Source organism: Herbaspirillum sp. UBA812 (assembly GCF_002296545.1).
Taxonomy (GTDB): Bacteria; Pseudomonadota; Gammaproteobacteria; order Burkholderiales; family Burkholderiaceae_D; genus Herbaspirillum; species Herbaspirillum huttiense.
This window is the reverse complement of record NZ_DBIC01000360.1, coordinates 1-11,201: the sequence shown is the minus strand read 5'-3', so window position 1 is coordinate 11,201 and position 11,201 is coordinate 1. Positions and strand designations below refer to the sequence as shown.

The window sequence follows — 11,201 nt, the reverse complement described above, 5'->3', positions numbered from 1 at the left end:
GGGCGAGGACGGCATCAACAAGGGCATCCGTGTGAAGACCTCTTCCTTCACCCGCCACCATGTGAACGTCTCGCTGGTGCGCGCCAAGGCCAGCGGCTACTACATCAATTCCATCCTGGCCAACCAGGAAGCGCTGGCCGATGGCTACGACGAAGCCCTGCTGCTGGACACGGAAGGTTATGTCTCCGAAGGTTCGGGTGAAAATGTCTTCATCGTCAAGAACGGCAAGATCTATACTCCCGACCTGGCCTCCTGCTTGGATGGCATCACCCGCGACGCCGTGCTGACCATGGCGCGCGACCTGGGCATCGAGGTCATCGAGAAACGCATCACCCGCGACGAGATGTATTGCGCCGATGAAGCTTTCTTCACCGGTACCGCCGCCGAGGTCACGCCGATCCGCGAACTGGATCGCCGCGTCATCGGCAACGGCGGCCGTGGCCCCATCACCGAGAAGCTGCAGACCCTGTTCTTCGACGTGGTCTCGGGGCGGGCACCGCAGTACAAGCACTGGCTTACGCTGGTGTGAGGCGCGGCCGGATCAGCGCAGATTTTCACGTATCAACTTCAGTCAATTGCAAGCAACGGAGAACAAGATGAGCCAAGCTCAAGCATCGCAGGGCGTGATCCTGCTCGAAGGCAAGGACCTGCCGGCCCACTGCCCCAACCCCAGCATGTCGGCCTGGAACTCGCACCCGCGCGTGTTCCTGGAACTGGACGCGCACGGCGCGGCCAAATGTCCGTACTGCGGTACCCAGTACCAGCTGAAACCCGGTACCGTGGTCAAAGGCCACTAACATCGAGCTTTCGCACCAGACACGAGAGGGCCCACAAGGCCCTCTTTTCATCTGATCCGGAGATTGTCATGCCCCGTAACAAACTGATCCATGGTTCGCCCGATGAAATCGAAGCTGCCTACTACGACGCCCTGGCCCGTGCCGACCTGGAGGCGCTGATGGACCTGTGGGCCGATGACGAGGAAATCGTCTGCATCCACCCCGGCGCACAACGCCTGGTCGGCCACGCAGACATCCGCGCCGTATGGGAAGACATTCTTTCCAACGGCGGCCTGCACATCCGCCCGCGCCAGTTGCACGCCACCCAGAACATGATGACCGCCGTGCACAGCGTGGTGGAAGACATCGACCACGGCGGCGACCCGCAGCAGGATGTGCACGTCATCGCCACCAACGTCTACCTCAAGACCGCCCTGGGCTGGCGCATGGTGATGCACCACGCCTCGGTCGCACCCGGCGCGGCACCGGTGGAACCGGTGATCAGCGGGGCCATGCTGCATTGACGGCGGCCTGATTTATCCACAGGCGCTTGCGCCATCCGATTCCGAGCAAGGCTGCATCATGCTTTACGTCCCGCCCCGCTGGCTTCCCGGCGGCCATCTCCAGACCATCTATCCGTCCACCTTCCTGCCCAAGCCGAAGGTGGCGTTCCGGCGCGAGCGCTGGGAAGCGCCCGATGGCGACTTCATCGACATCGATTTCGTCGATGGCCAGCCGGGACGGCCGCTGCTGGTGCTGTTCCACGGGCTGGAAGGCTCTTCCGACAGCCACTACAGCCGCGCGCTCATGGCCGAGGTGCAGCGGCGTGGCTGGCATGGGGCGATTCCGCATTTTCGCGGCTGCTCGGGGGAGATCAACCTGGCGCCGCGCTTCTATCACTCGGGCGACACCGCCGAGCTGGACTGGATCATCCGCCGCATCAAGCTGCGCCAGCAGGACCTGGCGGCCACGCACCTGTATGCCTGCGGTGTCTCGCTGGGTGCCAATGCCCTGCTGCGCTGGCTGGGCGAGTCCCAGCACGAGGCCGAGATCGTCGACGCCGCCTGCGCGGTGTCTGCCCCGCTGGACCTGGCGGGGGGCGGTGCGGCGCTGGCCAGCGGCTTCAACCGGCTCTATACCTGGGTGTTCCTGCGCACCATGCGGCCCAAGTGCCTGGCCAAATTGGACCAGTTCCCGGGCCTGTTCGACCGCGAGGCCCTGCTGTCGGCGCGCGATCTCTACGCCTTCGACAACGTGGTCACCGCGCCCCTGCACGGCTATCGCAATACCGACGATTATTGGGACCGCGCCAGCGCCAAGCACATCCTGCACGACATCAGCGTGCCCACGCTGGTATTGAATGCGCAGAATGATCCCTTCCTGCCGGCGCGCCACCTGCCGCGCTCGGCGGCACCGGAAGTGGTGCTGGAATATCCCGAACAGGGCGGCCATGTGGGCTTTGCCGCAGGCGGGCCGCCGGGCAGCCTGGCGTGGCTGCCGCAGCGGCTGCTGCATTTCCTGGAAGGCAAGGCGGAGAGCGCCTTCGTGGCGCACACGGAGCTGGCCCATGGATGAGATCGTCTGCCAGGCCATGGCCCGTTGGCCCAACGTGCCGTACTGCTTCGGCTGGCTGCGGCTGGATGCGCGCGGCCAATGGCGCATGCGCGACGAACGGGCACAGCAACTGGCGTTGCCGGGCGACCCCATCCGCCACCCTGCCCTGCTGGCCTTCATCGACCGCAACTACGCCTGCGACGATAGCGGCCGCTGGTACTTCCAGAACGGGCCGCAGCGGGTGTATGTGGATCTGGAGTGGGTGCCGCATATCCTGCGGACCCAGCCGGGTGCGGATGCGCTAGTGCCCTCCCTCATCCTGCATACCCAGGCCACGGTGGAGCAAGTCGATGCCGCCTGGATGGATGAGCGCGGCCGACTCTACCTGCGCAGCGGCAAGATCATTGCCGGCGTCGATGACCGCGATCTGGCCATCCTGCTGCCGTGCCTGCATCATGCCGGCCAAGCAGATGAAGAGGCCCTGCTGCGCTGGCTGGAGGGCGCTGAGGATTTGACACTTTCCTTCACCTGGAACGGGCGGGACCTTCCGCTGCAGCGCATCGCCAGCGATCAACTGGAACAATCTTTCAGGTTCGTCTGCAGCCCCCGTCCCGCTTGACTTTCCGGCGGGCAGGGGTCAGCGGTCTTTGAGCTCCTTCTGCTCATCCTTCCAGCGCGCCTTCCATTCGCGCTCGCGCGCATCGATCTGTGACTGATCGTAGAAAGTCGCATCCGGTGCCTTGCGGGCAATCCCCAACTGATCGATGGCCGCCAGCAGGCTGCCGTTGAGTGCATAGGATTCGGCCAACGCCAGATGCTGCAGGGCCTGCTTGCCCTGCGCGGCGTAGACCTTGGCCAGCAGCTGCTGCACCTGGGCATCCGAACGATACAGCTGCGCCTGGTCGCGCAGGTAACCTACGGCCTGGTCGTAGCGGTTGGCGGCGATCAGGGCATCGGCGTACTGGCGCGCGACGCTGCGTGAGATCGGGTACTGCTGGCGCATGCTCTCCGCCACCTGCAGCGCCTGCTGGGTCTGCTTGCGGGCGATCTTGATGTCGATGTCGAGACTGCCGAAGAAGATGCCGGTCTTCATCGGGATGGCCGCTTCCTGGGCCTCCTTCAATGCGGCCTCGGCCTGCTCGAAGCGGTTCTGGCGGTAGTAGGCGTAGGCCAGGCCATACTTGGCAGCGGCCGTCATCAGCTTGGTATTGCCTTTGGCCTGGTCGGTGAACTTGGCCACGTTGTCACGCAGGCCCTGCACGCTGTCGTTCTGCAAGACCTGGGTACGGGCACGCGCCAGCTGGAATTCCGGGTTGTCCACGCGCTGCTTGTAGCGCTGGTCGCGGATGCGGGCCTGGATGTCGGCGATACGCTCGGTGGTCAGCGGGTGCGTCATCAGGTAAGGCGGCACGGCATCGCTGTAGTTGCGCGAAGCCGTCTGCAAGCGGCCGAAGAAGGTCACCATGCCAGACGGATCGAAGCCGCCATCACGCATGATCTGCAGGCCGATGCGATCGGCCTCGCGTTCGGCATCGCGGCTGAAGTTGAGCTGGCGCTGCACGGCCAGGCCAGTGCCGCCCATCATGGTGGCCATGGCGGCATCGCCCCCGGCCTTGGACACCCCGGCCAGCGCGCCCAGTACGATGGCCGCCAGCTGGATCATGGAATTCTGCTTCTGCTGGCCCAGCATGCGCGCAATGTGACGCTGCGCCACGTGGCCGATTTCGTGCGACATCACGCCGGCCAGTTCGGATTCGGACTGCGCCGCCAGCACCAGGCCGCTGTTGACCCCGATGAAGCCGCCCGGCAGCGCGAAGGCGTTGAGCATGGGATCGCGCACCATGAAGAACTGGAAATCGAAGCCGGCCTCGCCGCGTACCTCAGGGTGGATGGAGACCAGGTTCTGGCCGAAATTGTTGAGGTATTCCGAGATCGGGCCATCGTCGACATAATCGCGGTCGGTACGGATGTCGCGCATGATTTCTTCGCCCAGCTTGCGCTCCATCAGGGGCGAGAGCCCTTCGCGTTCGGTATCGCCCAGGGTCGGCAGGCCTTGCGCCACGCCGGGATGCGGCAACAGCGTCAAGGGAGCGGCCGGCAGCAGCAGGAAGGTGGCACTGAGCGCACGCATGAGCAGGCGGCGCAGGGGGCGGCGGGAAAGTTCAGGAACGGTTCGTTGCATGGACCCAGTCATCGATGGCAGACACATGGTGAAAGCAAGACAGCGGCGGCGGTGCAGTCGGTGCACAGCTCGGCGCTGGCGGCAAGCCGCAGGCTGCCTGCTATGATACCCGCTCCTTTCCCTTCATTTCATCATCAGCGAACCAGCATGAGCACATCCGGCGACTCCGCGCCCAACGGCGGCCTCACCCATTTCGACCAGGGCGGACAAGCGCACATGGTCGATGTCGGCGGCAAGAACGAGACCCATCGCGTGGCGCTGGCCACCGGCGTGATCCGCATGCAGCCGGCCACCTTGGCCATCATCGAATCGGGCACGGCCAAGAAGGGCGACGTGCTGGGCATCGCCCGCATCGCCGCCATCATGGCGGCCAAGCGCACGGGCGACCTGATCCCGCTGTGCCATCCGCTGGCCTTGACGCATGTGTCGGTGGAGTTCGAGACCGATGCCGCCAGCTCTTCCGTGCGCTGTACCGCGCGGGTGGAAACTTTCGGCAAGACCGGGGTGGAGATGGAAGCGCTGACGGCCGTGCAGGTCGGACTGCTGACGGTCTACGACATGAGCAAGGCGGTCGACAAGACCATGGTCATGACCGATATCTGCGTGACCGAAAAGCGCGGCGGCAAGAGCGACATCAGCATGGCGCGCCCTTGAGGTGGGAAGCTGCGGCAAATTCGCTGTGGACAAGACAAATCAAAAATGACAAACGCGCCCGAGGGCGCGTTTTTTCATGCTGCATCCGCTGCGGCTACCGCAGATCAGCCGCGGCAGTTGGCCGGTGCAAACTTGGCCGGAAGCGTACCGGCAACGAAGCCGGTATTGGCCGTCGCCCCTTCGGGCGTGGCCGCCTGCTTCACATCCTTGGCAGCGCATTGCCACTGGATAGTACCGGAGGTGATGGTGGGGGTGAGCGTGAGCGTACCGCCGTCGCCCACACGCGGGCTGTAAGTGATGGTGATGACACCGCCCACGCCGCGCTTTTCCATCGGCGAGACTTCGATCTTGCTGACGTTGTCGGTCGGGGTGAAGGCCGGCAGGCCCAGTTGCGCCACGGTGAAGACACCGTTGTTGGAGCTGATCTGCTCGGTCACGGCCAGCTTGTAGGGCTCGGCCAGGTTGAAGCCTTCCGAGACGCGCGCGCGGGCGATGTAGTCCTGGTATTGCGAGGCGCCCAGCATCGCAAGAATGCCGACGATGGCCAGCGTGACCATCAGTTCGAGCAGGGTGAAGCCTTGTTGGGGGCGACGGGTGACGACGGGTTTCATGGGATCCTCGTAAAAATGAAAAGGGCGTTGCCAGTATCGGCAGCGCCGGTCATGCGTACCAGCGAAAAAATTGCAAAGCTATCAGGTTTGTCGTGCTGCGGCGCTGACCTGGCTCAAGCATGGCCGGGTATCGGGCGCGGCGGCAACGGTTCTGGTCTGCAGCGTGTCGGCCATCCCCATGGCCTGCACGCGCCTTTGCCGCTCAGGCGGCCGTTTTCTGGCGCTCCTGCTTCCGGCGCTTGAGCGTCAGGCCGGTCAGTACCACACCGAGCGCACCGACCAGGCCGGGCAGGCTCAGGTGCAGCGCAGCGCCCGGCAACACGAATTCGGTGTCGCCAATGAAGCCCTCGATCCAGCCCTGTACCGCGACATCGCTGAAGATCATGCCACCGGCGATGTAGCCCAGCAAGGCCGCGCCCAGGGTGACGATGACCGGGAATTTCTCCATCAGCTTGAGCACCAGGGTGCTGCCCCAGACGATGATGGGGATGCTGACCACGATGCCGAAGACCACCAGCAGCAGCTGGTGCTCACCGGCCGCTTGTTCGGCGGCGCTGGCGATGGCGATCACGTTGTCCAGGCTCATCACCAGGTCTGCCACGATCACGGTCTTGACGGCGCCCCACAGGCGATCGCTGCCGCTGATGTCGGTGTGCTCGTCGTCTTCGTTGAGCAGCTTGATGCCAATCCACAGCAACAGGATGCCACCGATCAGCTTGAGGAATGGCAACTGCAGCATCGTCACGGCGAAGGCGATCAGGGCGATGCGGATGCCGATCGCACCCACCGTGCCCCAGACGATGCCCTTCATGCGCAGCTTGTCGGGCAGGTTGCGGCAGGCCAGGGCAATAACGATGGCATTGTCGCCACCGAGCAGGATATCGATCAGGATGATCTGCGCCACGGCGACCCAGTTCAGGTTGGCCAGGAATTCCATGCATGTCCTCTTGGAAAAACAGCGCCTCGGAGCGGGCGCATGGCTGGAAGACCGCGTTGTGCGCGGTTAGTGCCTCCCTTCGGGATGGCTTGCCAGAAATGACATGGGGAGCCGGAGCTCCCCATGCTGGTCTTGCGGTACTGCTTTACTGCCGTGGCTGAGCGAGTCAGCCCGTGGTCAATTACAGCACCGACTTCAGCAGACGGCCCATTTCGGACGGGTTGCGGGTGACCTTGATGCCGCACTCTTCCATGATGGCCAGCTTGGCTTCGGCGGTGTCAGCACCACCGGAGATCAGGGCACCTGCGTGGCCCATGCGCTTGCCCGGGGGCGCGGTCACGCCGGCGATGAAGCCAACCACCGGCTTCTTCATGTTGTCCTTGATCCAGCGTGCAGCGTTGGCTTCGTCAGGACCACCGATTTCACCGATCATGATGACGGCGTCGGTGTCCGGATCGTCGTTGAAGGCCTTCATGACGTCGATGTGCTTCAGACCGTTGATCGGGTCGCCACCGATACCGACGGCGGAGGACTGGCCCAGGCCCAGGGCGGTCAGCTGGCCCACGGCTTCATAGGTCAGGGTGCCCGAGCGGGAAACCACGCCGATGCGGCCCTTCTTGTGGATGTGGCCGGGCATGATGCCGATCTTGATTTCGTCCGGGGTGATCAGGCCGGGGCAGTTCGGGCCCAGCAGCAGGGTCTTGGAACCGGCCTTGGCCATGCGGTCCTTCAGGGCCAGCATGTCACGCACGGGGATGCCTTCGGTGATGCAGATGGCCAGGTCCAGCTCGGCTTCGACGGCTTCCCAGATGGCAGCAGCAGCGCCGGCGGGCGGCACGTAGATCACGGAGACGGTGGCGCCGGTGGCGTTCTTGGCTTCGGTGACGTTGGCATAGATGGGGATGCCTTCGAAGTCTTCACCGGCCTTCTTCGGGTTCACGCCTGCGACGAAGGCATTCTTGCCATTCGCGTAGTCGCGGCACATGCGGGTGTGGAACTGGCCGGTCTTGCCGGTGATACCTTGGGTGATGACCTTGGTGTCTTTGTTGATGAGGATCGACATTTCTCTTCCTTGACTGTGATGCCTGCGCCGCGGGCGGCGCCTGGGCTGCAATCGCTTGCAGCCGGCGGCTCGCGCCGCGCAGGCTTGCGTGTTGGGTTACTTACTTGGCAGCTGCCACGACCTTTTGGGCGGCTTCTTCCATGGAATCGGCCGAGATGATCGGCAGACCGGAATCGGCCAACAGCTTCTTGCCCAGGTCTTCGTTGGTGCCCTTCATGCGGACCACCAGGGGCACCTTCAGCGAGACGGCCTTGGAAGCCGCGATCACGCCTTCGGCGATCACGTCACAGCGCATGATGCCGCCGAAGATGTTGACCAGGATGGCCTTCAGTTCGGGGTTCTTCAGCATGATCTTGAAGGCTTCGGTGACCTTCTCGGTGGTGGCGCCGCCGCCCACGTCCAGGAAGTTGGCCGGCTCGCCGCCGAACAGCTTGATGGTATCCATGGTGGCCATGGCCAGGCCGGCACCGTTGACCAGGCAGCCAATGTTGCCGTCCAGGGAGATGTAGGCCAGGTCGAACTTGGAGGCTTCGACTTCAGCCGGATCTTCTTCGTCCAGGTCGCGGTAGGCGACGATTTCCGGGTGACGGAACAGGGCGTTGGAGTCGAAGTTGAACTTGGCGTCCAGGGCGATGACCTTGCCGTCGCCGGTCAGGATCAGGGGGTTGATTTCAGCCAGGGATGCGTCGGTTTCCCAGTAAGCCTTGTACAGGCCTTGCAGGTTCTGGCGAGCGGCCGGGATCGATTCAGCGGGCACGCCGATCTTGGCGGCCACGTCGTCGGCTTGGGCGTCGGTCAGGCCATCGATCGGGTCGATGATGACGTTGTGGATCTTTTCCGGGTTGCTGTGGGCAACTTCTTCGATGTCCATGCCGCCTTCGCTCGAGGCCATCAGCACGACCTTTTGCGAGACGCGGTCGGTGACCAGGGAAACGTACAGTTCCTTCTTGATGTCCGCGCCTTCTTCGATCAGCAGGCGACGCACCTTCTGGCCTTCAGCGCCGGTCTGGTGGGTGATCAGCTGCATGCCCATGATCTGGTTGGCGTATTCCTTGACCTGCTCGATGGACTTGGCCACCTTCACGCCACCGCCCTTGCCGCGGCCGCCTGCATGGATCTGGGCCTTGACGACCCACACCGGGCCGCCGAGCTTCTGGGCAGCCGCTTCGACTTCGTCGACCGACATGCAAGGAATGCCGCGCGGCACGGTTACGCCGAACTGGCGCAGGATTTCTTTACCCTGATACTCATGGATTTTCATGGGAGCTTCCCTTTAGACACTGAATGAATGAAACTTGCCGGATTGAAATTCGGTAGCCGGCATCGAGCCGGCCGACCAGAAAGCAGACTGCAACCCGCAGGCGGGGGTCGCATCCGTTGCCGGATGGAGTCGGGCGCAGGCGTGAGCTGCGCGGGTTGCGAGTGAATTCGTCGAATTGGGCATATGCATGCCGTCTGCTTTAGTTGGTCTGATAGTCGAAACGCACCAGCTTGCGCCGAAGCGTTCGCATTATCCATTCCTGCTCCTGACGTGGGCCTTGCACCGTTGCACCGTTTTAACAAACCGGCAACACGCGGTATCTCCTCAGGCTTGCGCGCCGCAGCAAAAACTTCCGAATTCTAGCACACGACAAACGGCCTGTTGGCCGGTAGCGCTAACACCGGGCGCAATGCGCAGGAATTACCATCGGGCAGGACAAGGCCGCATGCCGCTGGGAGATTTCCAGGAAAACGCGGGAAAAATGTGCTTGGCCGGGCCGGCCATGCTGGACGCAGGCGGGCTTCAGGCGGACTCTTCGTCGTCGGCCCAAGCGGTCTGGAAGGCTTCGCGGATGCTGCGATGGGAAAAACCGCGCTGCTGGAGGAAGCGCATCTGTTTGGCGCGGGTCTCGGCATCCTCGGGCGGTGCGGCGTACTTGCGGCGCAGCACCTGGGCGGCGCGTTCACCCTCCCCGGCGGCCAGATCGGCCTTCAGTTCGGCGATGGCTTCACCTTCAATGCCGTGGCCATGAAGTTCAGAGATGATGCGCTGATTGCCGTAACGCGCCGAGCGGCGATGCACCAGCGATTCGGAAAAACGTTCCTGGGAAAGAAAACGCGACTGCTCCAGCCATTGCAGGAGTGCGTCGATGTCATCGCCCTCTTGCGCGTAAGGGGCAAGCTTACGCGCAAGTTCCTGGCGACTATGCTCACGTGAAGAGAGATATTTGAGCGCCCGTGCTTTCAGGCTGATCGGCGGTCTTGGCATGACGTTCGACTACACGGACGATGAAGCGGAAGAAACAGAAAAAACGGATGCAACACACACACCGGGAACAGCACGTTTCGCCGTCACTGAGCAAGAAACAACAGGGATACAAATACAGGAAACAGGTGACACAGGTGAAACCTTAAGAGTCATGCGCAGAGCACGGTCAATGAAGTGCGATACCCGAATCCGGCGTGGCCTCTTGCTGTGGCTTGGCGGTGTAGCGGTGTAGCGGTGTAGCGGTGTAGCGGTGTAGCGGTGTAGCGGTGTAGCGGTGTAGCGATATTACGATGCTGCGATCAGGCGGTCTTGCGATGATGCGAACTTGCAGTACTGCGGTACTACGTCCCTCCAATGCCACCGATACAGCACGACACCAGCGGGATGAACAAGCACCATCACGACTTCAAGGCTCAGGCAAACCCCGTCGCTGCGATGGCGCTTGAATCCTTTATGCGCGAACTCAGGAAGCCTTGGCTTCCGCTTCGCCGCCGGCCAGTTCCGGCACGCCCAGGGCGACACGGACCTTGTTCTCGATCTCGCGAGCCAGTTCCGGATGTTCCTTCAGGTAGTTACGGGCATTGTCCTTGCCCTGGCCGATGCGCTCGCCGTTGTAGCTGTACCAGGCACCGGACTTCTCGACCACCTTGTGTTCCGAACCCAGGTCCAGGATCTCGCCTTCGCGGGAAGTGCCTTCGCCATACAGGATGTCGAAGTGGGCTTCGCGGAACGGGGGCGCAACCTTGTTCTTGACGACCTTGACCTTGGTTTCGCTGCCGATGACTTCATCACCCGACTTGATCGAACCGGTACGGCGGATGTCCAGGCGCACGGAAGCGTAGAACTTCAGCGCGTTACCGCCGGTAGTGGTTTCCGGGTTGCCGAACATGACACCGATCTTCATGCGGATCTGGTTGATGAAGATCACCAGGCAGTTGGCGTTCTTGATGTTACCGGTGATTTTACGCAGCGCCTGCGACATCAGACGAGCCTGCACACCCACGTGATGGTCACCCATCTCGCCTTCAATCTCGGCCTTGGGCACCAGCGCCGCCACGGAGTCGACGATGATCACGTCAACGGCATTGGAGCGCACCAGCATGTCGGTGATTTCCAGCGCCTGCTCCCCGGTGTCCGGCTGCGATACCAGCAGGTCATCGACGTTGACGCCGAGCT

Annotated in this window: 13 protein-coding genes; 6 read left to right on the top strand and 7 right to left on the bottom strand. The window is 63.0% G+C overall.

Annotated features, from left to right (window positions below; all coding sequences use genetic code 11):
* The 5 genes from ilvE to B3873_RS23910 form a co-directional block, all read left to right on the top strand.
* Nucleotides 1-529: branched-chain-amino-acid transaminase (ilvE, locus tag B3873_RS23930; protein ID WP_286869437.1), on the top strand; the 529-nt coding region annotated here is incomplete at its 5' end.
* A gap of 67 nt (nucleotides 530-596) precedes the next feature.
* Nucleotides 597-797: a zinc-finger domain-containing protein gene (locus tag B3873_RS23925; protein WP_008325571.1), complete on the top strand. Its 201-nt coding sequence runs from the start codon at nucleotides 597-599 to the stop codon at nucleotides 795-797.
* Between the two features lie 68 nt (nucleotides 798-865).
* On the top strand, nucleotides 866-1,300 hold the full coding sequence (locus B3873_RS23920; protein WP_039789157.1) for a YybH family protein: 435 nt from the start codon (nucleotides 866-868) through the stop codon (nucleotides 1,298-1,300).
* A 58-nt stretch (nucleotides 1,301-1,358) separates the two neighbouring features.
* Nucleotides 1,359-2,351 (top strand): YheT family hydrolase, encoded by a 993-nt coding sequence (locus tag B3873_RS23915; RefSeq protein ID WP_286869433.1) that lies wholly within the window; start codon nucleotides 1,359-1,361, stop codon nucleotides 2,349-2,351.
* Nucleotides 2,344-2,949: a DUF2946 family protein gene (locus B3873_RS23910; protein ID WP_286869431.1), complete on the top strand. Its 606-nt coding sequence runs from the start codon at nucleotides 2,344-2,346 to the stop codon at nucleotides 2,947-2,949. The genes B3873_RS23915 and B3873_RS23910 overlap by 8 nt, the downstream gene beginning before the upstream one ends.
* Before the next feature lie 18 nt (nucleotides 2,950-2,967).
* On the opposite strand, the gene B3873_RS23905 is transcribed toward B3873_RS23910, so the two are convergent.
* Nucleotides 2,968-4,512, bottom strand: a complete 1,545-nt coding sequence (locus B3873_RS23905; protein ID WP_209533545.1) for a M48 family metalloprotease — start codon at nucleotides 4,510-4,512, stop codon at nucleotides 2,968-2,970.
* 147 nt (nucleotides 4,513-4,659) lie between these two features.
* Here B3873_RS23905 and moaC point away from each other — a divergent pair, with 147 nt between their 5' ends.
* The gene (gene moaC / locus B3873_RS23900; protein ID WP_121043022.1) at nucleotides 4,660-5,166 is read left to right on the top strand and encodes a cyclic pyranopterin monophosphate synthase MoaC; all 507 of its coding nucleotides are present in this window, start codon (nucleotides 4,660-4,662) and stop codon (nucleotides 5,164-5,166) included.
* A 104-nt stretch (nucleotides 5,167-5,270) separates the two neighbouring features.
* Here moaC and B3873_RS23895 read toward each other — a convergent pair whose 3' ends face one another.
* The 6 genes from B3873_RS23895 to recA form a co-directional block, all read right to left on the bottom strand.
* A complete protein-coding gene (locus B3873_RS23895) occupies nucleotides 5,271-5,777 on the bottom strand; it encodes a pilin (protein WP_039789165.1) in 507 nt (168 codons plus the stop codon).
* A gap of 202 nt (nucleotides 5,778-5,979) precedes the next feature.
* Nucleotides 5,980-6,714, bottom strand: a complete 735-nt coding sequence (locus B3873_RS23890; RefSeq protein WP_286869426.1) for a TerC family protein — start codon at nucleotides 6,712-6,714, stop codon at nucleotides 5,980-5,982.
* 181 nt (nucleotides 6,715-6,895) lie between these two features.
* A complete protein-coding gene (gene sucD / locus B3873_RS23885; protein ID WP_013232695.1) occupies nucleotides 6,896-7,777 on the bottom strand; it encodes a succinate--CoA ligase subunit alpha in 882 nt (293 codons plus the stop codon).
* 100 nt (nucleotides 7,778-7,877) lie between these two features.
* The gene (gene sucC / locus B3873_RS23880; protein WP_034341272.1) at nucleotides 7,878-9,038 is read right to left on the bottom strand and encodes an ADP-forming succinate--CoA ligase subunit beta; all 1,161 of its coding nucleotides are present in this window, start codon (nucleotides 9,036-9,038) and stop codon (nucleotides 7,878-7,880) included.
* Between the two features lie 522 nt (nucleotides 9,039-9,560).
* Nucleotides 9,561-10,025: a recombination regulator RecX gene (gene recX, locus B3873_RS23875; RefSeq protein WP_259435240.1), complete on the bottom strand. Its 465-nt coding sequence runs from the start codon at nucleotides 10,023-10,025 to the stop codon at nucleotides 9,561-9,563.
* Between the two features lie 463 nt (nucleotides 10,026-10,488).
* Nucleotides 10,489-11,201: recombinase RecA (recA, locus tag B3873_RS23870; protein ID WP_286869420.1), on the bottom strand; the 713-nt coding region annotated here is incomplete at its 5' end.

Bases quoted from the DNA above. Each gene is read 5' to 3' on its own strand.
- B3873_RS23925 (WP_008325571.1), top strand. From the start codon at position 597: ATGAGCCAAGCTCAAGCATCGCAGGGCGTGATCCTGCTCGAAGGCAAG.
- B3873_RS23920 (WP_039789157.1), top strand. From the start codon at position 866: ATGCCCCGTAACAAACTGATCCATGGTTCGCCCGATGAAATCGAAGCT.
- B3873_RS23915 (WP_286869433.1), top strand. From the start codon at position 1,359: ATGCTTTACGTCCCGCCCCGCTGGCTTCCCGGCGGCCATCTCCAGACC.
- B3873_RS23910 (WP_286869431.1), top strand. From the start codon at position 2,344: ATGGATGAGATCGTCTGCCAGGCCATGGCCCGTTGGCCCAACGTGCCG.
- B3873_RS23905 (WP_209533545.1), bottom strand. From the start codon at position 4,512: ATGCAACGAACCGTTCCTGAACTTTCCCGCCGCCCCCTGCGCCGCCTG.
- moaC (WP_121043022.1), top strand. From the start codon at position 4,660: ATGAGCACATCCGGCGACTCCGCGCCCAACGGCGGCCTCACCCATTTC.
- B3873_RS23895 (WP_039789165.1), bottom strand. From the start codon at position 5,777: ATGAAACCCGTCGTCACCCGTCGCCCCCAACAAGGCTTCACCCTGCTC.
- B3873_RS23890 (WP_286869426.1), bottom strand. From the start codon at position 6,714: ATGGAATTCCTGGCCAACCTGAACTGGGTCGCCGTGGCGCAGATCATC.
- sucD (WP_013232695.1), bottom strand. From the start codon at position 7,777: ATGTCGATCCTCATCAACAAAGACACCAAGGTCATCACCCAAGGTATC.
- sucC (WP_034341272.1), bottom strand. From the start codon at position 9,038: ATGAAAATCCATGAGTATCAGGGTAAAGAAATCCTGCGCCAGTTCGGC.
- recX (WP_259435240.1), bottom strand. From the start codon at position 10,025: ATGCCAAGACCGCCGATCAGCCTGAAAGCACGGGCGCTCAAATATCTC.